Here is a 25,305-nt window from a genome sequence, read left to right as displayed (position 1 = left end):
CTAGACTATCTCAACGCCTACTTTGGAGTGTAATCATCAGGAAATTGCTTGACAACAAGATAGAACATTACCCGGACGGCCTAAAAAATAACCTTGACCATAGCGAATTCCCAAACGTCGAAGCCGGAACAGCTGTTCTTCGGTCTCGATGCCCTCGGCAATGACTCGGGCACGATTTTCCTCCAGCCAGTTGACCAACAGCGCAATGAGCCGGTCTACCGCCGGATCCTGCCCTACTTTTTGGGTCATCTGCAGATCAATCTTTACCCAGGCGGGGTGAATTTCGACCAGTCTCAGCGGGTCCGCTTGCCCAGCACCCCAGTCATCAAGTGCCACTTGGGCCGCGTCGGCGACAAACGGGACCAAAAGACTGGGCCACTGGCTGATTTGGTGATCGGACTCGGGAATTTCAAAGACTAGGCCGTCATAGGACGACAATCGATGGCCGGAATCATCTAACAGCGCCTGCAATACTGGGCGGGTGACGTTAATGAAGAGCAGCGTTCCTGGAGGGCGAAATGCGCCGCGCGAGATGGCGAGCCTCGTCAGGTGAATGAGCGTCTCGTCGTAAACATTGTCGTGTTCGGCATACAGCGCGAGAAGGCGAAATCCTTCGTCTTCGCATCCGCTGACACGACCCAACGCTTCGTAACCGAGCACTTCGCCAGTCAGTAGGTCCACCACCGGTTGAAACAACACCGTAGGAGTCCAACTTGTTGCCAAACGCATCACCTCGAGAACATAATTCGTGCAATCCGTGGGCGTTCCTTCTCGACGATGGTATTTTTTGCAAAATCTTGCGGCCGGGTCCATTATCGGGCTAATCGGCAGGCCGATGGGTGCGAAGGGGAGAGGGTTCTCTATGGACATGGGGGGCTACTGGACAGTGGGGCAAGGGTTTCATCCGATACTGCTGTCAAGCCACGCCCCCCGAACTCGTGCTTCGTCATGCGCGTTGTCTACATGACCATCCTCCTTCGGAGTCGTCGTGCTCGTTTCGCTGCTCCCGGCTGTCGGGACAGTCAGGGGACAAATGACATAGCAACAAGGTCCAATCCATGAAATTGCAAGCGAAATGGGGAGAGGCCTCGACCAAGGGGGAGATGTGCTCCCCCTAAAGAAAAACCCCCTTTCGGGGGTGAGAAGCTATCGGCTTACGCGGTGAATGAGCGGCGTAATGGCGTCTAGGGCCCGATGGTATCCCATGTTCACCAGCCCAATTACCACCTGGCGGAACGATTCCGCGTGGCTTAAGGCGGTTGCTGTGGAGTGCAGTCCTTGGATGATAGGGTTGAGCTGCCATAGAATCAGCGCTGCCAGCGCCAGTGAGATGAGAAGGGCATTGCGGAAGGGGTGGCCCTTCTTCTCAGCGTGATCGCCGGAGGCGCCATGCTTACTGTCCTTGATATGTGCGCGCGCCGTAGACACGGTTGAAGTCGCCTCCTTCCATTCCAGTTCCTCTAGCGATATCCTTCGTGGTCGGCGTGGAAAAGTTGGTAGCCTTAGTCTAAAAATGTGGAAGGATTATCCACCCCTTATTTTGTCGACGATTCCAGAATTTTATACGACCTGTCCCGACCGCGTCGGCAACGGGACGGGCTCATGCGACCCTCGCTGGAACATCGCATGGCTGTTTATGTCGGGCGGTTAGGAATTCTGCGCATTTCTTTGGCGTTCTAATGACAGAACCGCACGCTGTTCCCAATTGAGAAGGGTCACCGGAGGCTCTTGAAGGGGGAGGCGACGACCGACCATCGGCTCGTCCGTCCCCCACGGCAGCTTCGGCCGAGGCGATGTGGATAACATCGGAGGGTCCTTTGGAAAGCGGTATACGACAGAGGCCCCCGGCTCAAGAAACCGTGGTCTTGATGAGGCGGCGGAGGGTATCCGGGGAAGGGAGGCTGAATTTAGCTTGTGTTGGCCGGCGGGATCCAATGATCACGGTGAGATCGTGCGGACGGGCTGCATGGAAGGCGTCCTCGTCAGTGACATCGTCCCCAAAGATGGCCAGACGGATGTCCGTACCCCAGTGCTCGCTAAGCCAGCGAACGGCATCGCCTTTGCTGGCGCCGGATTTTGGACCGATTTCCCAGCAGGCTTTGGCTGCGCGCAGGTAGAGATCGGGGCGGGAGGCAATATCACGAATGGCTGCCTCACAAGCGCCCAACCGGTGTTCAGCAACATGGCGGACATGGACGCTTATGGTCCAGTCCTTGTCTTCCACAACCAGTCCCGGAAACGTGGTTGGCAGCTGATTCAGCTGAGAGCGAATGGCATTGAGCCCCTCGCTTGGCGGTGAAACGGAATTGACATGGCCGTTTATGCGGCGCTCCGCTCCGTGGTTTCCCACCAGGGCGATGGAGGGGAGCGGGATTAAATGAACTAAATCCGCCAAAGCCCGGCCGCTGACAATAGCAACCCGCCCAGCACTCAGGTTGCTGAGCTGGCTCAGGCTGCTAAGAAGGCTGGGGGGGACCTCGACCGCGTCCGGCCGGGGCGCAATATCCAACAGGGTCCCGTCCAAATCAAACACCCAGCCTCCCTGCCGGCTCCACCCGTCCAGCAGGCGGGGGCTTAATGGGCTAGGACTGGACATAACTTTCCGTCACCGAGTCCAGGGTTGTCAAAATGGCGGTCACCCAATCGTACAGGGTGTGCTGATGAATTTGCCGCCGCATCGCATTCATCCGCCCTTGGCGCTCCTCGGGACTCAAGGAGAGCGCTTCCTCAAGGGAGGCGGCACATCCTTCCGGATCCCAGGGGTTGATGTGAATGGCGGATTCCAGCTCTTGGGCGGCACCAGTGGATTCGCTGAGCAGTAGCACGCCCTTTTTGTCCACTTGTGCGGAGACAAATTCTTTGGCCACCAGATTCATGCCGTCAAAAAGTGAGGAAATGATGGCGAAATCGGCCGCCCGGAATAGAGCCATGACTCGCGGGCGATCGAGCGAGCGGCGAATCGTCGTGACCGGCATCCAACCCTCTTGACCAAACTCTTCATTGATGCGACGGGTCATATCCTCTACTTGCCGATAAAGAGTGCGATAGGCTTGCACCTCCGAACGCGTGGGGACCACCACCTGCAGGAAATTGACTTGTCCGCGGCGGTGGGGATAGCGGGAAAAGAATTCCTGCAGCGCCTCCAAACGGGGAATAATCCCTTTGGTGTAGTCGGCCCGGTCCACCGATACGCCTAGGAAGTTTCCATTTTGCGCGAAACGGTGGCGAATTCCATCGGCAAGGCGGGTAATGCGGGGCGTCTGCACCAGTTCTTCAATGGCCTCGATGTCCACCGAAATAGGAAAGGCGCGCACTTCAATGGCACGCCCCTGCCAATGAATGCGGGAGTTGTCGCGATCCACCTGCACATGCCGAAAGGTGCGGCTGACAGCGGTCAGAAAGGCATCCACGTCATCAGAGGTCTGGAAGCCCAAGACGTCCGCCCCCATCAAACCGCGCAGAATTTCCTGATATTGCGGGCAGCGGCGATACACCGTGAAAGCGGGCCAAGGAATATGCCAGAAATGGGCGATGGCTAAATCCGGCCGTAACTGGCGTAATAGACTCGGAAACAGGGCCAACTGATAGTCATGAGAGAAGACTAAGGAGCGCTGTTGGCTTTCACGGGCCACTTTGCGCGCAAACTTGGCATTGACGGCACGGTAGACGGAATAGGCTTGGCGGGAAAACTGCACTCGCTCAATCAGCATATGACAGAGCGGCCACAGCCCTTGGTTGGAATAACGGTTATAAAATCCCGAGACTTCATCCGGTGAGAGATAAATGCGATGCAGCCGATAGCGGGGATTCTTCGGCGGAACTGGCCGCACGCCGCCCGGGGCTGTCATGCGGTCAGCGCTGCCGCTTCCCCATGCCACCCAATCGCCGCCTACTTCACGCAACATGGGATCTAAGGCGGAAACCACCCCGCCTGCTTTTTGCACAACACGGATTCCATGCTTGGTTTTTTCATCCACATAGGGCTCGCGGTTGGTGACAATCACTAGCGGCCGACTGGTCGGCACGGTACCCATAGCGATCCCTCCTGAGATTATGGTATCACAGGACAGTGGTTTAGCGTGCCATAAATTACCGTCGTAAAGTGACCCGGCCGCGTGTTAACCGGGAGATAATGTAGCCCATGTCAGGGTAGTGGAATACCAGCAGTAGCAAAATGTAGACTGCGCCGGAAACGATCCCGGTTAGGGCAAGGGCCAAAAACAACGGCAGAATGCCCGTCATTGTGGCGAGATGCAGCAGATGGAAGGAGGCCAGCGACACCCCCAGCATTCCAAGTCCGGCAAGGGCTAAGGTCAAGAGAGTGCGACCCATGTGGAGATTAGAGTTATAGCGGGGCTTCAGCGCCTTCCACGCTAAGAGGATGGCATTGACCCAGGCGGCCAAACCGGTGGCCAACGCCAAGCCATCGACCTTCATGACGCGGACTAAAATCAGATCTCCGATAATATTGACGATGATGGTGATAATCGAGAACCGTGATGGCGACCGGGTGTCCTTCGTCGCGAAAAAAAGCCGCTGGAGGTAGAAATATAGACTGAAGCCCGGAAGTCCAAGGGCGAAGTAGAAGAGGGCTCCCGAGGTGAGATCGGTCGATCGGCCCTGAAACCGGCCGTGCTGATACAAGAGCCTCAAGATGGGGACGTTGAGCACCAAAAACCAGATGGTGATAGGAACAATGACTGCCAGCACGAGTCGAAATCCCTGCATTGCCAGTTGCCGGAAGGTCTGATCCTCGTGAAAGCTGTGGTATCGGGAGAGCCGCGTATAAATCGGTTGAGCCAAAGAAGAGACCAAGAGCCCCACCGGGATCTGCACCAGCACATAGGCATAGTTGAGGGCCGCGATGCTGCCAACAACCAGTTCTGAGGCCAAGATGCGGTCTACGATCACCCCAATGCTGCCGACCGACGAGGTGAGAAAGAAGGGACCGGCCATCCGAATCATACGCTTAAGTAGGGGGTGGCTGAAGTGCCACCGGAAGCGCAGATGAATGCCCATTCGTCGCAGGACCGGGACGGTGACCACTAATTGTGCAGCGACCGCGATGGTGAATCCTATGGCCACCCCGATAATGTTGTTATGCATCAGATAGTGGCCAATGAGAATGATGGTGAAAATCCGGACCACATTGACGGCCACGGGAGACATCGCGGGCGCGAAGTACTCGTCCCTCTCCTGCAATGCGCCCACCACTAGCCCGGCGATGCCCCAAAAGAGAATGGTCGGCAGCATGATGCGAGTCATGTCTATGGTTTTCGTGAGTTCGCCGGGATGTCCCACGAACCCGGGGGCCATCAGGTGAACGATGGCGGGTGCAAAGACTTCACCGACGGCGACAAGCCCAAGGGTCACGAGCACCACTAGGGTAAAGACCTCGTTCAAGAAACGCGTGACGGAACGGGGCGAATAGGATGCATCGCCATCGGTCAAGATGGGCACCAGTGTGACCGAGATGGCGCCGTTGACCGTGCTGAATAAGAGGTTGGGCAGGGCCGAGGCCATTAGCCAGGCGTCAGTCGAGCTTGAGGTCGCGAAAAAGATGGCCATGACAATTTCGCGGGCGAACCCGCTCACACGGCTGATGAGGGTCGCAATGAAAATGAGCGATGCCGAGAATCCGATGCTGCGCTTCCGGATACTGCGGTTGGCTTGGCGGGAGTCTGCGTCCAGCGTGCCGACCTCCTTCGCGTCAATAAGACTATTGTACCCGAGGCCCGACCGCCCTTCCACTCGCAGGCAGGCCTGGCTAAGACTTCCGCCGGCGCCAGAAATATCTCCAGACTGTTGAGAACCCGGGATTCAGGATACAATGGAAATAAAGAGGCGATGCCATGCCGTTTCAAACACCCAAACGATTTCGATGGAATCTCGCTGCTCTGCGCGATCTCGTGCTGGTGGTGCTAGGCACGGCCACAGTCATTTATGGACTGGGCTTTCTGCTCTCGCGCCTTGGCCGCGTAGTGCTCATTTTGATTCTCGCCATCATCTTTACCATCACCTTAAGCCCGCTGGTGGATCGTCTCGCGAATCATTGGCGCCGGCCTTGGGCGGTGTTGGTGGTGGTGTTGGGTGCGGTGCTGGTGATTGTCGGGGGGGGAGCGATTCTCGGCATTGTGATTACGGGGCAGCTTGTCACGTTGGTCAAACATGTGCCTGAGAATGTTCAGCATCTCTCCACTCTCGCTCCGGGACTCCTGAGCTGGTTGAGCCACAACAACATTCACATCAATATTCCCAGCCTTGAAAATAAGATTTTGTCCAATGCTGGCAAGGTATCGTCGTTCATTGTGTCTCAAACCATCAATATTGTAACCAACGTCATTGGGGCCTTGGTGGACGGGGCTATCGTGCTGTTTGTCACTGTGTACTGGCTTTTGGACGCGGAACGCATGCAGTTGGCTATCTTGCGCTTGGTGCCGGTACAGCATCGCGATTTGGTGCTGGCCGCCGAGCATACCCTAACTCGGGTGGTGGGCGGCTATGTACGCGGCCAGCTTTTGCTCTCCGCTGTCGTGGGCAGCGCCTTCGGTCTTGGATCGTGGGCCATTGGCCTTTCCTATCCACTCTTGATTGGCGTGCTGGCAGGCGTCATGGAGCTCATCCCGCTGCTGGGTCCGGTGTTGGGGGCCATCGTCCCCCTGATTATGGCGCTCGCGGGCCATCCCTTGGTGCAGGTACCGGAGGTGGCGGTGCTGTTTGCCGCCGTGCACCTATTGGAATCGCAAATTCTTGGGCCGCGTATTATACGCTCCCAAGTGGGCCTGCACCCAGTGTTGTCGGTCCTGGCGCTGATGATCGGCGCCGACTGGCAGGGCGTGTGGGGGGCGCTGTTCGCCGTTCCCGCGGCCGGCATTGTGGTGGCTGCCTGGGTGGCGGCTGTCCGATTATGGCGGGAGCGCGTAGTGCTGCCCAGCCAGCAAGTTCATCGCAGCAGTTCCGAAACTGCGGCCAGTTCCACGGGCGACCGCCGAAACATTCTTCCCGAAAAAGGCGTTTAGATCACGACAGGCTGTTGAAGGGGGCTCCCTGGGCTCGTGGCCGAACGCCGGCAAGTGGTGGAATCATGGCTTGTTCAATATAAAGATCGCGTCTTCCGCTTGGCGTTTACGCTGCTCGGCAACAAAGAAGCGGCCGAGGACGCCGCGCAAGAGGCACTGTACCATATTGCCCGCTGGTGTCTAGAACATCCAGACTTTGAGATCACGGCCCCTTGGGTGTGGCAGGTGACGCGCAATGCGGTGCGGGATCTTGCGCGCCGTACACCGCCGGCCGCGGTGCCTCTGGACGACACCCTCTTGGGAGGACAGGCGGCAGACTTCGGGGAGGACCGCATCGACGTAGCCCGAGCTTTAGTTCAGCTGTCAGATGCCGACCGCGAGGTGCTGGTGTTTTTCTATTTTCTCGATTTAAGCACCCGGGAAGTAGCCCAGGTGTTGGGAATTACCGCGACAGCGGCCCGAATTCGGCTTTCCCGGGCCCGAAAGCGCTTTAAGGCCGCCTATCAGGAAGCCCGTGGGGATGTCCAAGGAGAAGGGGAGGGTGAAGGATGAGCAAAAGAAGGCCGCGTCAATCCGATCCCGAGACCGTATTGCGCGCCTACTGGCAAAAGCAAGCAGCGCCGTTGCGGCTCTCATCCACCTCGGTCAGCGAGGCCCTTCGACGTGCCGAACGCGACGGGGCCATCCATCTCGAATCGCGGCCGCGGCGCGCTATTAAGCGGGCGCTGCTTAACCTGAGCGGTCTTGCGGTGCTAGCCGCGGTTGGGATTATCGTCGTGCCCCGTTTGGCCAAAGGGCTGCCCCATCAGGGAATATCGAGCGGCACTACCCAAGCGGCCCAAGCGGCGGCGCCCCAACCACGGATACTGGCCATGACCGTATCCCAAAACCACCTTTGGCTCTCGGAGCAGCAGGGCACCTCTCTGGTCCTGCAGTCCACCACTCCACGAGTTGAAGCAGCCCCCCTGTCCCGGCCGTCCGTTCGTTTGCCTCATACGACGGCCATAACGGCCCGCATCATCTTTTCTGGAAGGTCGGGGCTGTGGCTTTTGCACACGGTATCGAAGGGCTGGGTGCTCAAGCAAACGCAAAATGGCGGAACCACCTGGCAAACGGTGCATCTGCCGCAGAATGTGGACACGCTTTCGTCGGTTGCCGCATTCCTAGGGGGGAATCATCGCCTCATCCTTTTGGGAACCGCGGAAGACGGTATGGATGAGCGGGATGTCCAAACCCGAGGAGGGTGGGTGTCGGGCCCAGCGACGGGACTTCGGGGGGCGATTGGCACGCTTTGGCGGCAATCGGGTCATCTTGAGGCATCGCAACAAGGGCAGACCTATGTCAGTGACAACAATGGGCAGTCGTGGCGTCTCTCGGCTGTCTTTGGTTCTGCCCACAGCCGATCCACCGGAGGCGTTCTGCAAGCGTTGAAGATGAGTCAGCCGAATCTCTGGGCGGAAGGTCTGGCGTCTGGGACCGCCTTTCAACGGGGTTTGACACGCTGGGTCGCTGTGTCCGGAGGTATTTGGCGCCAATCGCGGCTAGGCGAGCCATGGACCAAATTATCGCCCTTGCCCTTTTCCGGAGCGGCTGTTAGCGTGGGATTTGTTAGTGACCAAACCGGCTATGTCTTGTCGGCTCGAGGCGCCTTGTGGGAAACCGTCGATGGGGGCCACAAATGGGCGCGGGCACGGTAGAGATGGAGGACGGATGAATAAAAAACGCAAAGTGATTTCGCTAATGGTTATGTTCAGTGTGACATGGGTGTTGGCCGGTTGTGGGGCAAAACCCACAGTGTCTCTTCCGAGACCCGAGCCCCCAAATTCCCCACATCACCACCGTTCTCATCCTCGTACGTCACCGTCGGTTCCTCCCAGCTATTCGCCGCAATCGACCACGTTGCCCATCACGGGGGCGTCGTCACCGCCTCCAAGTCTTTCCCCCTCGGGAGGATTACCCAACATTGTCCAGATGGCCATGAGCCGTCTTCCGGACTCGTTGGCGGCCATCGCCGAAGCGCCGATGGTGGTTCCACTTCCTTCAGACGGATCGGAGGTTATGCGGTACAAGCCGAGTATGTCCGGGCCGTCGTCGGGGGGGCTCATAGCCCGCTATCAAGTGACAATCACGTCAACTCCCGGGGCGGTCAGCGGGTTCGCGATGGCGTCTTACCAGACCACCAAGGAAGCTGCGGCGGCAGTGGCAGCCGACGGATTGGGCCTATCGTTTCCGACTTCCAGCACGTCTGTCGCTATTGGCAGCGACATCGTGGCTCATGCGGGGAGGATCGGCAGTGAAGATGTTTTAGCGTGGCAAGAGGGGCAATGGAAAGTCGTGGTAGGTGAGGCGAATAATCTCCCCATGACGGACGCGGAAATCATGGCCGCCTATTTGCATACCCACTTTCTCCCCGCACCCCAGCCCGTGGGGACGGGCAGGGGGACCATCCAGGTGATGGTCGAAAATCACGGAATTAACGCCGATGTCGTCTGGCAAGAAAATCGGTCCCTCTATCAGGTGCGCACCTATCCGGCGGCGCAGGATGGTGTCCTGGCCGCGTTGAGCATGGCGGTCAACATGCAAAAATATTAGGGTCGGTCTCATGAAATCGTGCTATGCTAGAAGAAAATTTGGGGGAAGCGAGGATGCGACAACAGCCAGGCGCATCGCCAAGCCGCGATGATATCGTGGCCATATTGAGAGCTCACCGCGATTTGGGTCCGGAATTTGATGAGCATTTGGCCGACCAGATTTTAGATTTAACCAAGACAGAAGCTCCGACATCCGTCCCGGTGGTCACGGGACGTACCTCTCGATCCCGATCACGGCGGTTAGGTCCCATCTTCGCTTTGTCTATTCCGTTGATGGCCATCGCTGGTGGCAAGGCGGGAACGATTGGCATTCTCGCAGTGGTCGCCCTCGACATTGTGGCTCTTATCGCGTCACTAGCATTCTGGGCTAAGATGTCTACGAACGGAGATTTGCGCCGTAACCTTCTCAATAGGTTCGGCGTTTTTTTGTTGAACGCCACGAACTGCCGTGGATCCTAGGCATAGACTAGAGAAATGAGCCGCATAAGAAAGAGCGGTGGAGGATATGCTAGACACACCTCCCAAGTTTCTGTCACACCTTACGTTGCGATGCTTCATCTGATATAATGTGTGCCAGGCTGCTTGCCAATTTGTGTCAGGGATGACCCATCATTTTACTTTGCCTCGGACAATTTCCTGATCATGATGCGTGTTTCTTCCTAAGATTCTCGTCGAGTGTGTCACATTTCAGCGAAGGAGGGGTTTTGGTGGAACAGCGGTGCCCGCTTTGCCAGATTGGTCGTTTAGAGGAGATTGTGGCTCAGGATGGACACAGTGTCATTCAGTGTTCGGCGTATCCCGCCTGCCGGTTTACCGCCGACACCTGGGAAAAGATTTCGCAAACGGTTGCCCGGTTCCATCACCCTGTGACGCCCGGACGATAGTCGTCCTTCCAGAAGTTCCCTTGCGCCCTTCATGACTCGGCGGAATATAGTACGACGTCGGAGTGGAGGGGTGGCGATGTCAGAAGGAGGACTCGATCCCCAAGTCTTCCGCCAGCGTCTGGTGGCGCTGGCAGTGAGTGGGGACGTTCTAGGTTGGTGGGATTGGATACAGTGCTGGCGGCGACAGGAACATCAACGCCAGCGAACAATGAAAACGGATTGGATGGATGATGCCGACGACCGGCGTCCGTAATGGGCGCCGGTCCTTCTATATGCACTATAAGAGAGAACACTGGCGGATCTTCTGCTAAAATAGAACGGATACGGATGGGAGGACGAGATGGGGAAGACAATAGGCGTGGTGAGCCGATTTCCCGAGCATCTGAGCCATTTTGATTTGGCTTATTACGAGGTGAAGGACGTGGCCGGCGTCTGGCATCCGCCCATTGTCGGGACGGTTCCGATGGTCAGTGTGTTTGGGGACAATCGGGCCGCCTCGGATCACCCGGAGTGGGTTCAAGTTGACGCCAACGGCCAGCGGGCAGTTCGCAGCAGCCGCTATTTTGATTGGGACGCCATTTGTCCGAGCCATCCCGAGGTGCGTCGGCTGGCAGTAGATTGGGTGCAGAAAGCCGCCCAGCAGAGTCGAAGCCGCCGCCTCCGTCTGGACGATGCCTCGTTTGCTCGCGAGGGCTATTGCCGCTGCGAGCTGTGTTTAGAAAAAGCGGGCGGGCAGGATCAATTGGAAGCGTACCGTCAGCGCGTGATTAGTGCCTTCGTCGAGGAGGTTCGAAACGATATTCCCCACGTTGACATGACGCTGTTTCCGGATCCGCTTCCGGGCCACTTGGAACGCCGATTTGGTAACAATCTTGATCAGTTAAGCGACCTTGTCGATCGCTTCATTGTCCCCATCTATGATTTGCATTACGCCACCACCTACTGGCTGGAAATATTGGCGCAAGGTTTTCGGGAGCGCTTAACGCGACCCTTTTTTGTCGAATTGTACGCATTGGGCGTGGCGGAGGAAGCACTCGGCCGGGCAGCCGAGGTCGCCCTGCACTACGCCGACGGAGTGCTGTTTGCGTATGGGAATAAGCTGGACGCGCTGCTGCGGCTTCGCGAGCGCTTGGAGCGCGTCTCATGACGGTGATGGCTATTTCGCAGCAAGATTGGCCCGTGTTGGTGAACGGGCAGTGGGGATTTACCATTGACGGCCGCTTTGTCGATCGCGATCGGGCGGTAGCCTTGGCTCTTACGACGTTGCAGCCGCAATATCGGTCGGTCTTTGTCTGGTGGGACTTTTTTCTGGATCGCATGTTGGAGGCTGATGTACTCCCGGCCCTAGAGCCCCTTTCCCAAGGTGTGGTGCCCGTATGGCGCCTCGTCGATGCGGAAGCGGTGGTGCGTGCCCATCTCGAGGATTCCGAGAAGCCGCTCACCGACGATCAGGTGCGCTACTTGGCCTCCTTTTTGAATGATTGGGTGGACGCCTTCGTACGCCGCCATGCGCCAGACTTGGAGGCTCGGCGAGCGATTGGCGGCCCGTTGGGACGGCGCTTGGTCGCCCGCTTGATGCGGCCTCGTGCGGTGTGGGACGTCAATGCCAGCGATCGTCGGTTGCTGGCACAGGTGAGTCAAGAATGGCAGACCATCGCGGCTGAGCTGGGACTTCGAGGCGGTCCGGATACGCCGGTAATTCGCCTTGAGAGCATTGAGGGCGGCCGTCTCACTCTGCAAGTGTCGCATGCGGCGGACCGGGACGTATCTGACTGGGCATTGCGTTTTCCAGCATGGCGCCGTCTGACGGTGCACGGACGCGATGCGCTGTTGGCGCTCGATGACAGGGAAAGCGACGCCTTTTGGCAGGAAGAATTGCCAGCCCTGATCGCGGAGGGCGTCAAGGTGGAAATGCCGGGCCAATGGCGCAATCCGCGTCTTCACATCCGCGGGCAGCTGCAGCACAGCGATGAGCCGCGCGCCTCGCGCTTAGGCTTGGATCAGATTGTGGAAGTGGACTGGGAAGTGTTGTTGGGCGACCATCCCATGACCCTTAGCGAACTCGAAGGATTGGTGCGCGCTTCACGGCCTTTGATTCGTCTGGGCGGCCAGTTTGTGGTTCTCGATGACGACACCCTTCAGGAAGCCCGGCGCATGTATGAACGAGCTAAAAGAAGCCGGGTGAAGATGGCCGATGCGCTGCGCTGGGCGGTCGGCGGCGTGGATGAAGGGGTCGAGGTGGTTTCCTCCGGCGAGGTTTACCGGATGCTCTCGCAGCTTACTGGCCCCTATCCGCCATTTGAACCGCTGGCCGGGTTTCGCGGTGATTTGCGCCAGTATCAGCAAGAAGGCGTGGAATGGCTGGTGCGTCGGATGAAATCCTCAGTGGGCGCCCTTCTGGCAGACGATATGGGACTTGGTAAAACCGTCGAGGTCATCGCCGCACTGACCCGACTTAAACAGGATGGCGCCTATTTGGGCCCCGTCCTGATTGCGGCCCCGCTGTCTGTGGTGGGCAACTGGGAGCGCGAATTTGCCCGATTCAATCCTCGCCTCAAGGTGGGCAGCCATCTCGGGACTACGCGCTTGGAAGGCCCAGCACTGATAGAGTGGGTGGGTGAATTTGACGCCGTACTGACCACCTATGACGTGCTTTTGCGGGACGTCGACTGGTTGAAGCAGGTGGATTGGCTGGGTGTGGTGGCCGACGAGGCCCAGCAGATTAAAAATCCCAATACCAAACGGGCTCGGGCCATAAGGCGGATTCCCGCCCGCTGGCGGGTGGCGCTGACGGGAACGCCGGTGGAAAATCGCCTCAAAGATTTGTGGGCGGAAATGGAGTTTCTCAATCCCGGCTATCTCGGATCGGAGCGGGAGTTCCGGCAGCGCTTTGAGCGCAGTGAACGGTCGCTCGGCGATCTCCGGCGGCTCTTGGCGCCGTTTGTGTTGCGGCGGATGAAAACGGACCCGAATGTGATGCCAGATCTGCCTGATAAGGTGGAAATTCCCGAGTGGACTCACCTCACCCCAGAACAAATCGGCCTCTATCAAGCAGTCGTGGACACGCTCTTTCGGGAGGTCGACGGCTCCATGACCCGCATGGCGCGGCGCGGTGCGATTGTGGCGGCGCTGACCCATTTGAAGCAGATTGTCGACCATCCCGCCCTCTATCTCCATCAGAGCGGTCCGATGAGGGGACGATCGGGAAAGTTGGAGCGGCTCGAGGAGCTCCTGGCGGAAATATTGGAGGCCTCTGAGCGCGTGGTGATTTTCTCGCAGTACGTGGCTTGGGTGCAATTGCTGGCGCCATACCTGCGGCGTCATTTTCACACTCCGGTGCTGACCTTTCATGGCTCGATGGGGAAGGCTGAACGGGATCAAGTGATCCATGACTTTACCGATCCCGCCGGACCGCCCATTCTATTGGCATCGCTGAAGGCAGGCGGGGTGGGGCTTAACCTGGCCTCTGCGCAACACGTGATTCATTATGACCGCTGGTGGAATCCGGCTACGGAAGATCAGGCGACGGACCGGGTGTGGCGGATGGGACAAACCTCACTGGTGACCGTCCACAAATTTGTCACGCGCGGGACGGTGGAGGAGCGGATTGATGCCCTCATTCAAGAAAAGCGCCACCTATCCCGGCAGATCTTGAGCGAAAGCGGGTCCGACATGTGGGTCTCGGAACTGTCCAACCGCGAGTTGCGTGAGTTGGTTGAGCTCCGTCAAAGTCTTACCACCAGTCCCAGTTAAGGAGGGCACGAATGCTGGAAGTTCTCAAAGGCCGCCTCGAAGCAGCGCTTCTGGCGCGATTCGGTCCGGACGGTGTCCGGGATATGCAGGGCTTGGCGCCGGAAGAAATGCAGGGCTATGGGGGCGTTCTGCGCGGGACGTTCGTCAACAGCCCCGATTCGGTGACGGTGCGGTTGACGGTCCGCCCCTGGGATAGCGACGAGAAGTGGATGGCCATGGTGGAGGGCCGGCGACTGGGCGAGGAACGGTTCTATGACGACTGGTTTGCCGATTCCTCCATCGCCCGCATCCCATATTTGACTGAGGAGTTTGCGTGCCAATGCAGCGCGTGCGGCGATGTGCCCTGTTGGCATGGAGGGGCGCTAACCTGGAATTGGCTGCACCGCGCTCAAGAGCGGCCGGAGCTCATATTGCTGTTGTTGAATCGGCGAGGCATGGTGCGTTCGATGAACATTAACGCGCGGGCGGTGTCACGGGTGCCGACGGCGTTGGGGACAAATCTGGATCGGACCAGAAAGGAACTGACCGCCATTGTCGAGGCGGCCGTCAAGGCGGCTCAACGGGAACGGGACAATCTCTTTGGAGAAAGTGGGAGCGCCAATGCGGATTCTCGCTAGCGGCATTAGCGGCGGGATCGGCCAGGCGTTTCGCGCGCGTGTCGCCGAGTGCCACCCGGATTGGGTGGTGGAGGGCTTGGCTCGTCGGCCGAATGCTGACGACCACCGTTTCGATTTGACCTGGCCGTTGGACCGCATGGTTGACGCGCTCTCTCAGCTGCCCGCCATCGATGCGCTTTTATGCCTGGCCGGAGCCGACATTCTCTCTCCGCCGCTTCGCCATGCACCCTATCTGGAACGCTTGGAGGCGCTTTACCGGGTTGATGTGGCTGGCACGGTCAAAACGGTACAGGCGGCGCTCCCCCGGCTTTCGCCAGGGGGCATCATCATCCTCATGGGATGGGACCGCGCCGGATTGGGCAAGGCGGGCGAAGCTGGCGAGCTTTATGCCTTGGCCAAGGGAGCCTTGACCTCATGGGGCAAGAGTTTGGCCAAAAGTCTCGGTGAGCGGGCCACCGTTTATGTGGTGGCACCCGGTTGGGTGCAAACGCGGTGGGGCGACGCCCTTTCACCCGCGGAACGGGCCCGCATTGCGGCCAAGACGGCGACGGGCAGATGGCAGACGCCCGACGAGGTGGCCCATGTGTTGGAATCGCTTCTGACCTTCCCCCGCGGTCTTTCCACCGGGCAGGTCATCTATGTCAATGGCGGCGATGTATTGCCGAGTTAAACGGGCATGCTGAGCGGAGGCATGAAAATCCCTGGATGGCGACCAAACTGTAGGATTCCCACAGCGTAAGACCACACTGCCCCCCAGCGTTTCCGTCACGAGATTATTACCGCCGAAGTTAAAAGAACCCGGCTCGAGGCCCCAGAACATGGGGCCGGGCCTCTCTCTTGCCCCACTTGTTTTACTAGCCATGGTGAAATCATGTCTAAATCCCCAAAAATTCCCTCTTCCTGCACCTTTTGGATCGTACCCTCGTACCGTATGTACTAAAACGCGCTTTTGGAGGAAGGAGGGGAGATCAATGACCTGGCGGAATGCGTTCTTGGCCATTTTTGGTGCCTGGTTTGTGGTAGCAGCGTTTGCCATGAACCCAACGCAGTCGTCCTTGTTCTTGTGGTCGGCATTGATTTTCGGCGGGCTCACGTTGATTCTGAGTCTTTGGGCTATGGGCGATGTGGAGCCCCGACCCTGGCGGCATTGGTTGATTGCGGTATTTGGCCTCTATTTAGCGCTGACGCCTTGGCTTTACGGGTTTGCGGCCATCGCTGCGATCTTTTGGGTCATCGTGTTGGTGGGCGCGGCCACGCTGGCTTTTGCTCTCTGGCAATTATGGTAGCATCCTTTTTGGAGAACCTAAGGCCGCCTCAGTTGGAAGAGGCGGTCTCCGCATGTTCGGGTGGTTTTCCGTCGCCGTTGCGATGACGAGCCTTAGAGCGCATGAAACAGGTGTCCCGCCACGATGCCAACGGCGACTGCGATGGCGGCGACAATAACAAACTGCACACCTCCACGCCATGGGGTCCCGTCTGTTACCCGAGATTTCACCGCACCTAAGGCAAAGGCTGTCACCATGGCCAAGCCGATTGACCACGGCAGCGCGCTGCTCACTCGGGTTGAGAGCAGAAAGGGGATTACGGGGGCCAAGGAGCCAACCAATACGGCAACGGCCATGAGCACCGCGGATGTCCACGGACTTTCGAGATGGTCCAAGCTGACGCCGATTTCTTGTTGAACAAGAAAGGCGACCCAACGCTGGCGATCGGATACGGTATAGCGCGTGACTTGGGAAGCCAAGTCTGGGGCCATGCCTTGCTGTTGATAGTGCCAGGCGACTTGTTGCTGTTTTTCTTGGGGATTGGATTGAATCGCTTGATACTCACGATTGCGTTCCGCCAGCAAATACTGGTTTTGGGCCGCCGTGGAGAGGTAGGCGCCGAGGCCCATGGCAACGACAGCCGCGGTGGTGGCCGCCAGACCAGCAAGCAGGACTTGATGGGCCGTCATTTGCGATGACGCCACCCCCACCACCAAGCCAGTGATTGAGATTAACCCATCATTCACACCGAACACGATCTCGCGGAGGGCGTCGCCTCTTGCGCCTTTGGAAATCGCCGCCGGTCGGACTTCGGGAGAGGGAACCATGACCAGGACCTCCTTATCCTCGAGTATAGAAACGAGGTCGCTGTCCCGTCATCTTAACAGTATTAATACTCATTCTCATAAGGCGGTTTCTGGACATCGGGCGATGTCGGCGCACGACTGGGAGGGCGTTGCCAGAGGCGCGGAGGACGGCAGGCGAAAGGAGCCAACCGCCGATGTGGAGGGCGCTCCCTATATGATTTTCGTGACTCGGGCCCGAGCTTCTCTCGGTTGCGTACCCCATATTAGACGAGTTCCCCCGGCGGCCCGTTCGTCCCCGGGGGATTGCTTCTCTGGGATTTATTGCATGGGCACTTGCGACTTTACATGGCCTTCAAGACGGCTGAGGATGTCGGGAAAGTTCGGGCCAGTTGCCGTGATGCCATGGTTTCTCAATCCAATAATGGTCCGTTCCGGATGCGGATCGCGATCTAGCAGATCAGACATGGCCTCGCCCATTTCGACCGTCCCGCAAGGATAATTCACCGTGGTGCTTGGGATGCCATCAACCCACGCGTGAATGTGGATTAGGGCGCCAATTTCGGGGTGCTTGCGATAGATACCCCAGTGCTCGATAGCGTCGACCGAAACGCGTAGCGGCTGGGAGTCGGGGGCAACCGAGAGTCGAATGGCGCGCTCAGACTCGTCATATCCCTTGACCAATAGAATGTCCCGGCTGACAGTGCCAATCTTGCCCTTGTCCACGCCGCTCGCGGACATCCAAAAGAGGTCGCCTTCATGACGCGCGCTGAGATTGCCGTAGCTCAACCCGCCAATGCCGAACACTTTTTTCAAGTGCCGAAAGTCCTCGGCTGGCAGCATGTCGGCGACCGGATAGGGGGCGGGAAAGAGCTCCCAGGAGGCCAAGGTGCGGCTGGCATCACGCATCTCGCGCGTGACCTGGGTTCCGTCCCACAAGGACTCCGGTAGGTCGGGGTCGAAGATGTTGTCAATCACCAAGTGGGAGGTGGCGAGCGGGGCAATCCGTTCGTAGAGGGCTTCACGCCAGTTTCGGGCGGTCCGCTCGACGGCGTAGTTGCCAAGTTCGGGAGTGACCAGGTGAACGGCGGAGTCCCCATCGGACCCGCCGATGATGAGGTTGGACAACGACCGGACCAAGAGCGGATAGAGTTGCAGGAGCGATTGATCGATGCGGGTGTCGAAGGGTGCGACGCCTACCACGAAGGTCGCCTGCGACTGGCGGCGGAAGGGCCGTGGGCGGTTCGGCGAGACGACGTGAAAAACCAGCCCCGCGTCTTGCAACTGGTCGGTTTCCTGGTGGCCATGTTCCTGCATCACCAAACGCAGCTGCTCTTCGAGTTCGAAATACCAAGGCGACATCGTGTCGCCGCTAAATCCAAACAACATGGAAATACCTCCTCAAATTCACGGGCCTGAGCCGCGCGTTAGGCTTTCATGGCAAGGTCGTTGCTGAAGGCAACCTTGATGGCTCCCGTTTGTCGGGTGGCCAAAATGTCGAATGCCTCCCAAAATTTCGTTAGAGGAACGATATGGCTGACAATCCGTTCGATGGGTGATGGTGTCTGACGCAGTAGCGCGATAACGTCGTGGAATGTCTTTTGGGGTGGCGAAAAGGGGTGGTGGCCGTATCCAAACGAGCCGAAAAGTGTGATGCGCCGGCTCCACAGCGGGGTTAAATCCGTGCGGAGGCGTCCGGCAGCGCCTAAGAGCAAAATCTGGCCTCCCGGACGGGCCAAGGTCAAAGCCTGAAACAACGAGAGCTCCGTCCCCACACTGTCGATCACGGCATCAAATCCGCCCGTCCTGAATGGCCATCCACCAAATGAGGCGGGCAATAGCCGTCCCGCTATGGAATCCAACTCGGGCCGTTGAACAAACTCCCGGTCGCCGCCTTCGTCAAAAATACTGGACGCGCCGAGTTCCGCCGCGAGTGCCGACTGATGCGGATGGCGCGAGCGTACAAACACGGCGATATCCGGATGTTGGGAGCGGACAAGCCACGTCGAGAGGAGCCCAATCGCTCCCGCTCCGATTATGAGGAGCGTTCCGATGCCGTCCCAGCGAAGACGCGAGAGGCCCTCGGCCACGATGCTGGCCGGTTCGGCCAGCACCGCGCGCGCGTCCTCCAGGTCGTCCGGGATGGGAATGACTTGAGCAATCGGCGCCCATAGGCGATTTGACCATCCTCCCGGCAGGCTGTGGTGATATCCCAGCAATAAACCGGCACCGAGGTGCGCATCGGCCCGCGCTTCGCATTCATCGGGCTCCCCGCGTCCACAGGCGGGGCAGAGCGGCAGTCCCCGAGCTGCACAGGCCAGCGACGGATCGAGGATCACACGGGTGCCGACGGGCCAAGGCGCCGAGGGACTGTCAATGCGGCCCACCACTTCATGTCCGAGAACCGCCGGCAATGACACCAGGGGCGCGAGATAGGGGGAACTCAGGCCCTTCAGGAGACTGAGATCCGAGCCGCAAATCCCGGACAAGCTGGGTGTGATGGCAGTCCACTCAGGCGAATCGCTGACCACCGGATTCGGCGCCTTGCGCAGGCGCAAGGATTTCATGCCCCAACGCAGCGCGCGCGACGGGCTCAACTGCTGAAGCGCCAGACGAGAGAGACTAACATTGTACTCCAGTCCCCAATACCCATCGACCGGCGTTCCCGCGCTCTGAGCCGCTAGGGGTGTCTTCGTCACTCAGTAGCCCTCGGTGCACGGAGCTCTGCTCGGCTCGCCTCAACGGCTTTTTGCCAGGTGCCGAAGAATTTTTGGGCGGCCCGATATAAGGTGTAGTCGTGTCGCCGCACAACCGTGTCGCCAACTTCGGCGCCCGAGCGCAAGAGTCGTTGAATTTCCTCCATTACCGAGGCGGCGGTGTGCCGCCGGGTCGCTCGAATGGCATCGGGATCAAATCCGGCTGCCTCTAGGGCGTCGGCCCAAGAGCCAAAGTGATAGGTGGCGGCGGACACCAAACAATTGTCGATGGCCTGCATGGCATGCGCATATAATGGGTCTCCGTTAGCCGCGTGGCGCCGGATCTCCTGCAGCAGCAAGTCATTCGTCCAATAGCCGCGTCGGTGGTGCATGGCCCAGTGGCGGCGAATCGGCGGTACGTGGGCGGCCTGCAGGGCGTTGGCCCAAGAACCGAAATAGCGCCGGCCCGCCGCCAAAAGACTCGAATCCTCCCGCTGAAGGTCTTGGGGATTTAATATCTTGCCGTTTAAATGGCGCGTTTGAATGGTGAGGATCACCAACTCTTTGGACCAGGACTTGCGTTTCCTCGTAGTAACGGTATCGGACGAGACGGTTGCCACAGAACCTCACTCCTAATCTCTTTTTTCGTCATTAAGCTCCTTGGTAAAGCCCGGATCGGGGAGGCCCGAACTCGGTCAACCAACGTGTGAAATCCGCGCCGCAATGAAGCGACGTGTCGGGCACGGCAGACGGCAAGGGCATGAGGGTGCGCTCTTGCACGGCCAGCAGCAGTTCGGCCCAATCCATCCAGCTCGAAACATTCCCCAGGAAGAGTGGGGTTTCAGGCCGGAGATCGCCGGCATCAAGGCCCCATTCATCGACAAGCACGTCGTGGACGACGGACCACCACAGTGCCTGGCTATCCATCATGCATGCCTCCCAGATTGATGATTTTGTGTTCAGTATCAACTGCAGGGCAGATCATCGACCATGGTCCAAAGACGCGAGATGGAGGACTAAAGGGTCCTTTGCAATGGGCCGTTTGGCCGGGCCCACATGGGGCGTTCGGCCCTGGACCGGAAAACTTGCGGATTTTGAGGTGGACCACGCGAGAAAGGGCGTGGTAGGAGATGGCGTGGGGCAAGGAGAAGCAATATAAAGACCACTGACGGAGGGAGCGAGCCCATGGGAGCAAAAATCCCGTCCATTCCCCGCCTAATGATAGCCAGCGGCAGAGGTAAAACGGGCGCCTCGCTGCCTGTTCCGGTCACCTGGTGGCCCAAGGATGCCAGCCATTAAAAGTGGGGCCGGATGATATTGATGCGAATTTTCACCGGGCGCTCGGCGACCCGGATCCCGCCTTGGGTCATCGTGTCGGGAAGGGGTGGACGGTTGTGCCACGCCGACCCGGATGGCCGGGTATGCGCACGTTTATTTTCCCTCAAATCGTAAGGCGGTATATCATTGGCTGTATGCGAAGGAGGGGCGGGAATGAGACTGGAGAATGCCATGGGACTTGCGCTGGCCGCCGGTTTCTTTAGTTTTGTGGCGGTCGCGGTGATTCTTCGCCAGCTTGGGCGTGTGGAATCGGTCCACCAAGAGGAGCGCCTGGGCGGCCTCGCATTTCTCGGCATCGCCGTGTTGCTGTTGGCCATGGCTTTCGTGGAGGAAGGGCTATTTCGGTGGTTGATTATCGGGCAGGGAAGCCGCTTTATCGGCCTAGTTCCCGCCTTTTTGGTCTCGGTGGTGCTCTTTACCATTGCCCACCGCCCCAATGGCCGCTTGAGCTTTGGCGCGGTGCTGAATCTGTTGGTGGTGAGCGTCATTCTCGGTTTCGTTTTTCTCCGGTGGGGGCTCTGGGTGGCAGCGGCGGCCCACGCCGGCTGGAATCTTGCCGAATGGGGCTTAGGATTTACCGTCAGCGGCGAAAGAAACCGCAAATTGCTGCCGTCGCCGCGGCATCGTGAGGTGAAAGGGGAACCCTATGGGCCGGAGGGGCACTGGAGTGCAAGCTTGGTGTTGATGGTCGTGCTGGTCCTGTTGATTAACTTTGGGCGGCCGCATTTTTGATTTGTCGAAAAGATTTTACTCATAAAGTATTTGACCCGGCCGAACTGTTTGGCTTATCATAAGCAACGAGGCGGGTGGAAACCATGGCAAATACGGTGCAACAAGGCAATCGCGTGGATCTGGTTTGGGGGCGCATGCGGGCTTTGGCGAGAGAAATCGCCAGTCGGCAACAGGATGTGCTGATGCACGCCGATCTCACCATGTCCCAGATGAAAGCGTTTTTCGCCATTGCCAAAGATGGGGATCCTTCCATCGGGTTGGTCGCCAAGGAGCTCAACATCGGATTGCCGTCGGCAAGCCAAGTGGTGGAGCGGCTGGTCAAGGCGGGGCTGGTGGAACGTCGGCCGCATCCTCACGATCGCCGCGTGACCCAGTGCGTGTTAAGCGAGCGGGGCCAAAATTTACGCCGCGAATTGGACGCAGGGCCACGAGCACTCCGAGAATGGTTGGAACGCATGGATGCGCGGGATTTAGCGGAGTTGGAACGGGGACTTAGCGCGTTGGCTGAGATGGCGGCTCAAAGCCGCAAGGAAAGAGAGGAACAGCATGGCCATTAGTCGGGCTTCAGCAGCCGGCCGTCGGGCGAACGCAATTGATCCCTCATTGGGGATTCGTTCGCAGGTCAGCCGTGAGCGATTGGTGTTTATTTTAATTAGCGTCATGTTGGGCATGCTGTTGGCGGCTGTCGACCAGACAGTGGTGGGGACAGCCATGCCGCGCATCATCGCTGATCTGAATGGCCTTAAAGAGTATGCCTGGGTGACGACCAGCTATCTCCTGGCGTCTACGGTGATGGTGCCGCTTTACGGCAAACTGTCCGACCTCTATGGGAGAAAGCCGTTTTTCATTTTGGGCATGGTGCTCTTTCTGCTCGGGTCGGCACTTTCCGGAACGTCACATACCATGACGCAGTTGATTTTGTACCGGGGTATCCAAGGGCTTGGCGGTGGTGCCATGATGCCGATCGCCATCGCCATCATTGGTGACATTTTCCCGCCGGCCGAACGGGGCCGTTGGCAGGGATTGTTGATGGCCGTCTTTGGACTAGCCTCGATTGTGGGGCCATGGGCAGGCGGCTTTATCACCGACCACTGGAGCTGGCGCTGGGTGTTCTACGTCAACATGCCCATCGGTGCCGTGGCGCTCATTTTTGCCGCGACGGCGTTGCCCTCCATTTATCGCAAGACCCAACACGCGGTGGATTATATCGGCGCGGCCATTTTAGTGGTGGCGGCGGTTCCCATGTTGCTGGGATTTTCGTGGGCCGGAAACCAGTACACCTGGGGAAACTGGCATGTGCTGGGCGGATTCGCGTTAAGCTTGGTTGGCTGGGTGGCGTTCATCCTGTGGGAGATGTACACCAAGGAGCCCATCATTGAGCCGCGGCTGTTTAAGAACAGCATCTTTTCGGTCAGCGTGGCCGCCTCGTTCTTGGTGTCCTTGGGCATGTTCGGCGCCATCATGTACATCCCGCTCTTCACGCAGGCCGTAGTGGGCGATTCGGCCCAGAATTCCGGCATGGTATTGACGCCGATGATGCTGGGATTCATGGCGTCAAGCGTGATTGGCGGCCAGATTCTTTCCCGCACCGGCAAATACAAGGTGCTGGCCATTGTGAGCATGGCGATTGCTGTTTTCGGGATGTTCCTGCTCTCCCGCATGGGGGCTTCAGTCCATAACGGGTTGGTGGTGCGCAACATGGTAATCACCGGTCTCGGCATGGGGACCATGATGAGCCTTTTCACCATCGTGGTGCAAAACGCCTTTCCGTTTAGCATGTTGGGATCGGTGACGTCGACGCTGCAGTTCTTCCGATCCATTGGCAGCACCGTGGGGATTGCTGTGTTTGGGTCGGTGCTCACAGCGCGGTTTACCCATGAGCTGCCTAAGAAGATTCCCCTGGCGGTGCGAAAGGTCGTTCCGCCGCATGCCCTTTCAGGTCTTTCGAATCCGTCGACGCTGTTGAGTTCCCAGGCGGCAAGCCAAATGCAACACGCATTCGCCAAATTCGGCCCTGAGGGGGCGCTGCTGGCCAAGGGCCTGCTTCATGGTGTGAGGCTGTCGCTGGCGATGGGCGCCGATCGGGTGTTCTTTCTGGGCGCCCTGCTGTTGGCCGCCTCGTTGATCACCCTGTTCTTCTTAAAGGAGATTGCCTTAAAGAAAAAGATCGGGGATATGCCTAGTGCGCCCGTGATGAACGGACACACGGCCCGCGCCGTGTTGGGTCTAGCCATTGCGAAACGACTTCAGGCTGGTGGCTTTGCGAACGATTTGGAGCGTCAACGAGCGCACGCGGCGGCCATTTACCTGTTGCGGCAATATCTCGCCTATCAAGAAGCCCTCTCGATTGGCCGGCAGGAAAGCGCCGCTACAACGGCTGACGTGGGGGGGAATCCCTAGCAGTGGATTCGCACGTGATTATTCATCGAAGGGGGTCGAAAACATGCGAACTGGACGATCAATCGCTGCCATGTCGGGAAGTGTGGCGGGTTCGTTAGTCGGATTGTTTCTCACGGTCAGTCCGTGGATGTCCCGTCTCAATCATGCCAATGGCTCATGGACGCTGGCGACCAAGACGGATTTTTGGAGTGGACTCGGCGTTCTGGTCGTGGGACTCGTATCCATGGCACTCTATCAAGGTGGCCTCCGCCGTGAGATGGCGGCCGTCGGGTTGGTGAGCCGCCGCCCGCGGGTTGAAGAGACCGAGGCAGTTCCTGAGGCGGCTGCGCCCGCTGCTTCGCCGGCCATTACCGACGAACAATTGCTGGCATTGGTTAATTCCATGGTCGAGGATTTGGAGCAGCGACAGCCTCAGCAACCGGCCCAGGCACCGCCATCGACCCCAGACGTCAAGACACCCAGTGACGACGATCTGGTGCGATTGGCGAGTGCGCTCTTGAGCGAAATACGGACGGAGCAAGCCCCGGGCGAAAAGGTGCCATCTGAACCGAAGGAGCCTCCCGCGCCGCAACGTGAGCAGGCGGATCGGCCCGCCTTGATGAGTGAGGCGGAGCTCTTAAAGATGGCGACCAACCTTCTTGAGGAAATACAGCGCACACGGCCCATGGAGCCGGCGCGGAGGGGGAGTGAGAACCATGAATAAAGGTCGGCGTGGATTTTCTCCCGGCCATATCGGTCTTTGGGTTCTTTTGTTGGGCGGCGTGTGGCTCCTCATTGCCCCGAGTTGGGTCGGCTTTGCTGGCCATCGGCTACCGAGCCGGATTGACGAGTGGGCAGGGGCAGCCCTTATCGTCATTGTCGCGGCGAGTCTCGTCATTCAATGGGCGTTTGGCATTGGCGAGGCTGCCGCAGAGGCCAAGCACGACGAGTCATAAGTCAACCGAGTTTAAGGGCATAGAACTGAACTGAGCAGGCCTCGTCCTTGATGGGCGAGGGCCGCTTTCTTTCCAGGAGTCTCTCGCTGCAAGCACGCGCCTACCGTCCGCTTCGGGGGAGCTTTGAACTAGGATCGCTAGTGGCAATGATCCGTACTCCGCAAAAAACCTGCGACCCGTAAAGCGTTAAGGGCACTAGCAGCTTGTGTGCGTAGTCGGTCCGCGATGCCGTCGCTCCGCATGTAGAGTAGCCCGTTAACTCGACCCTCAGA

The 25,305-nt window shown here is 58.6% G+C and carries 27 protein-coding genes; 17 read left to right on the top strand and 10 right to left on the bottom strand.

Features of this window, described 5'->3' with window-relative positions:
• Nucleotides 1–36 precede the first annotated feature (36 nt).
• From HIJ39_RS14105 to murJ, 5 genes are all read right to left on the bottom strand, one after another.
• The gene (locus HIJ39_RS14105) at nt 37–723 is read right to left on the bottom strand and encodes an EAL domain-containing protein (protein WP_169100783.1); all 687 of its coding nucleotides are present in this window, start codon (nt 721–723) and stop codon (nt 37–39) included.
• A 423-nt stretch (nt 724–1,146) separates the two neighbouring features.
• Complete coding sequence (locus HIJ39_RS14100; RefSeq protein ID WP_169100781.1) at nt 1,147–1,428, bottom strand: hypothetical protein; 282 nt, start codon at nt 1,426–1,428, stop codon at nt 1,147–1,149.
• 421 nt (nt 1,429–1,849) lie between these two features.
• A complete protein-coding gene (otsB, locus tag HIJ39_RS14095) occupies nt 1,850–2,596 on the bottom strand; it encodes a trehalose-phosphatase (protein ID WP_169100779.1) in 747 nt (248 codons plus the stop codon).
• A complete protein-coding gene (locus HIJ39_RS14090) occupies nt 2,583–4,034 on the bottom strand; it encodes an alpha,alpha-trehalose-phosphate synthase (UDP-forming) (protein WP_169100777.1) in 1,452 nt (483 codons plus the stop codon). Before HIJ39_RS14090 ends, otsB begins: the two co-directional genes overlap by 14 nt.
• A 55-nt stretch (nt 4,035–4,089) precedes the next feature.
• Nucleotides 4,090–5,751, bottom strand: coding sequence for a murein biosynthesis integral membrane protein MurJ (murJ, locus tag HIJ39_RS14085; protein ID WP_338055181.1), 1,662 nt, complete (start codon nt 5,749–5,751; stop codon nt 4,090–4,092).
• A gap of 101 nt (nt 5,752–5,852) precedes the next feature.
• Here murJ and HIJ39_RS14080 point away from each other — a divergent pair, with 101 nt between their 5' ends.
• From HIJ39_RS14080 to HIJ39_RS14025, 12 genes are all read left to right on the top strand, one after another.
• Nucleotides 5,853–7,019: an AI-2E family transporter gene (locus HIJ39_RS14080; RefSeq protein ID WP_169100775.1), complete on the top strand. Its 1,167-nt coding sequence runs from the start codon at nt 5,853–5,855 to the stop codon at nt 7,017–7,019.
• Between the two features lie 36 nt (nt 7,020–7,055).
• Entirely contained in the window at nt 7,056–7,571 is a 516-nt protein-coding gene (locus HIJ39_RS14075) for a sigma-70 family RNA polymerase sigma factor (RefSeq protein WP_169100773.1), read from the top strand.
• Nucleotides 7,568–8,716 (top strand): WD40/YVTN/BNR-like repeat-containing protein, encoded by a 1,149-nt coding sequence (locus tag HIJ39_RS14070; RefSeq protein ID WP_169100771.1) that lies wholly within the window; start codon nt 7,568–7,570, stop codon nt 8,714–8,716. The genes HIJ39_RS14075 and HIJ39_RS14070 overlap by 4 nt, the downstream gene beginning before the upstream one ends.
• A gap of 280 nt (nt 8,717–8,996) precedes the next feature.
• A complete protein-coding gene (locus HIJ39_RS14065; protein ID WP_169100769.1) occupies nt 8,997–9,611 on the top strand; it encodes a hypothetical protein in 615 nt (204 codons plus the stop codon).
• A 53-nt stretch (nt 9,612–9,664) separates the two neighbouring features.
• Complete coding sequence (locus tag HIJ39_RS14060; RefSeq protein ID WP_169100767.1) at nt 9,665–10,069, top strand: hypothetical protein; 405 nt, start codon at nt 9,665–9,667, stop codon at nt 10,067–10,069.
• A 248-nt stretch (nt 10,070–10,317) separates the two neighbouring features.
• Nucleotides 10,318–10,494, top strand: coding sequence for a hypothetical protein (locus HIJ39_RS14055; protein WP_169100765.1), 177 nt, complete (start codon nt 10,318–10,320; stop codon nt 10,492–10,494).
• Nucleotides 10,495–10,570: 76 nt separating this feature from the next.
• Nucleotides 10,571–10,747, top strand: coding sequence for a hypothetical protein (locus tag HIJ39_RS14050; protein ID WP_169100763.1), 177 nt, complete (start codon nt 10,571–10,573; stop codon nt 10,745–10,747).
• Between the two features lie 87 nt (nt 10,748–10,834).
• A complete protein-coding gene (locus tag HIJ39_RS14045; protein WP_169100761.1) occupies nt 10,835–11,641 on the top strand; it encodes an alpha-amylase family protein in 807 nt (268 codons plus the stop codon).
• Nucleotides 11,638–14,247: a DEAD/DEAH box helicase gene (locus HIJ39_RS14040; RefSeq protein ID WP_169100759.1), complete on the top strand. Its 2,610-nt coding sequence runs from the start codon at nt 11,638–11,640 to the stop codon at nt 14,245–14,247. Before HIJ39_RS14045 ends, HIJ39_RS14040 begins: the two co-directional genes overlap by 4 nt.
• 11 nt (nt 14,248–14,258) lie before the next feature.
• Nucleotides 14,259–14,864, top strand: coding sequence for a hypothetical protein (locus HIJ39_RS14035; protein ID WP_169100757.1), 606 nt, complete (start codon nt 14,259–14,261; stop codon nt 14,862–14,864).
• Nucleotides 14,848–15,534 (top strand): SDR family NAD(P)-dependent oxidoreductase, encoded by a 687-nt coding sequence (locus HIJ39_RS14030; RefSeq protein ID WP_169100755.1) that lies wholly within the window; start codon nt 14,848–14,850, stop codon nt 15,532–15,534. Before HIJ39_RS14035 ends, HIJ39_RS14030 begins: the two co-directional genes overlap by 17 nt.
• A 301-nt stretch (nt 15,535–15,835) precedes the next feature.
• Nucleotides 15,836–16,150, top strand: a complete 315-nt coding sequence (locus tag HIJ39_RS14025) for an SPW repeat protein (protein ID WP_169100753.1) — start codon at nt 15,836–15,838, stop codon at nt 16,148–16,150.
• Between the two features lie 92 nt (nt 16,151–16,242).
• Here HIJ39_RS14025 and HIJ39_RS14020 read toward each other — a convergent pair whose 3' ends face one another.
• The 5 genes from HIJ39_RS14020 to HIJ39_RS14000 form a co-directional block, all read right to left on the bottom strand.
• Nucleotides 16,243–16,956, bottom strand: coding sequence for a VIT1/CCC1 transporter family protein (locus HIJ39_RS14020; RefSeq protein WP_169100751.1), 714 nt, complete (start codon nt 16,954–16,956; stop codon nt 16,243–16,245).
• Between the two features lie 297 nt (nt 16,957–17,253).
• On the bottom strand, nt 17,254–18,321 hold the full coding sequence (locus HIJ39_RS14015; RefSeq protein ID WP_169100749.1) for a class II aldolase/adducin family protein: 1,068 nt from the start codon (nt 18,319–18,321) through the stop codon (nt 17,254–17,256).
• Nucleotides 18,322–18,359: 38 nt separating this feature from the next.
• Nucleotides 18,360–19,631: an alcohol dehydrogenase catalytic domain-containing protein gene (locus HIJ39_RS14010; RefSeq protein WP_169100747.1), complete on the bottom strand. Its 1,272-nt coding sequence runs from the start codon at nt 19,629–19,631 to the stop codon at nt 18,360–18,362.
• The gene (locus HIJ39_RS24935) at nt 19,628–20,248 is read right to left on the bottom strand and encodes a homing endonuclease associated repeat-containing protein (protein ID WP_169100746.1); all 621 of its coding nucleotides are present in this window, start codon (nt 20,246–20,248) and stop codon (nt 19,628–19,630) included. Before HIJ39_RS24935 ends, HIJ39_RS14010 begins: the two co-directional genes overlap by 4 nt.
• Nucleotides 20,249–20,279: 31 nt before the next feature.
• Nucleotides 20,280–20,558 (bottom strand): hypothetical protein, encoded by a 279-nt coding sequence (locus tag HIJ39_RS14000; protein ID WP_169100745.1) that lies wholly within the window; start codon nt 20,556–20,558, stop codon nt 20,280–20,282.
• Nucleotides 20,559–21,119: 561 nt separating this feature from the next.
• Here HIJ39_RS14000 and HIJ39_RS13995 point away from each other — a divergent pair.
• The 5 genes from HIJ39_RS13995 to HIJ39_RS13975 all read left to right on the top strand — a co-directional run bounded on the left by HIJ39_RS13995 (nt 21,120) and on the right by HIJ39_RS13975 (nt 25,033).
• Entirely contained in the window at nt 21,120–21,698 is a 579-nt protein-coding gene (locus HIJ39_RS13995) for a CPBP family intramembrane glutamic endopeptidase (protein WP_169100744.1), read from the top strand.
• Nucleotides 21,699–21,781: 83 nt separating this feature from the next.
• Nucleotides 21,782–22,255: a MarR family winged helix-turn-helix transcriptional regulator gene (locus HIJ39_RS13990; RefSeq protein ID WP_169100743.1), complete on the top strand. Its 474-nt coding sequence runs from the start codon at nt 21,782–21,784 to the stop codon at nt 22,253–22,255.
• Nucleotides 22,245–24,098: an MDR family MFS transporter gene (locus HIJ39_RS13985; protein ID WP_169100742.1), complete on the top strand. Its 1,854-nt coding sequence runs from the start codon at nt 22,245–22,247 to the stop codon at nt 24,096–24,098. The genes HIJ39_RS13990 and HIJ39_RS13985 overlap by 11 nt, the downstream gene beginning before the upstream one ends.
• Before the next feature lie 43 nt (nt 24,099–24,141).
• Nucleotides 24,142–24,801, top strand: a complete 660-nt coding sequence (locus HIJ39_RS13980) for a hypothetical protein (RefSeq protein WP_169100741.1) — start codon at nt 24,142–24,144, stop codon at nt 24,799–24,801.
• Nucleotides 24,794–25,033 carry a hypothetical protein gene (locus HIJ39_RS13975; RefSeq protein WP_169100740.1) on the top strand — a complete coding sequence of 80 codons (240 nt, stop codon included), beginning with the start codon at nt 24,794–24,796 and terminating at the stop codon, nt 25,031–25,033. Before HIJ39_RS13980 ends, HIJ39_RS13975 begins: the two co-directional genes overlap by 8 nt.
• Nucleotides 25,034–25,305: the final 272 nt, after the last annotated feature.

This window comes from Sulfobacillus harzensis (assembly GCF_012933365.1).
GTDB lineage: Bacteria > Bacillota > Sulfobacillia > Sulfobacillales > Sulfobacillaceae > Sulfobacillus_B > Sulfobacillus_B harzensis.
Note: the sequence above shows the minus strand (reverse complement) of the source record. Positions and strands in the feature narration are given on the sequence as shown.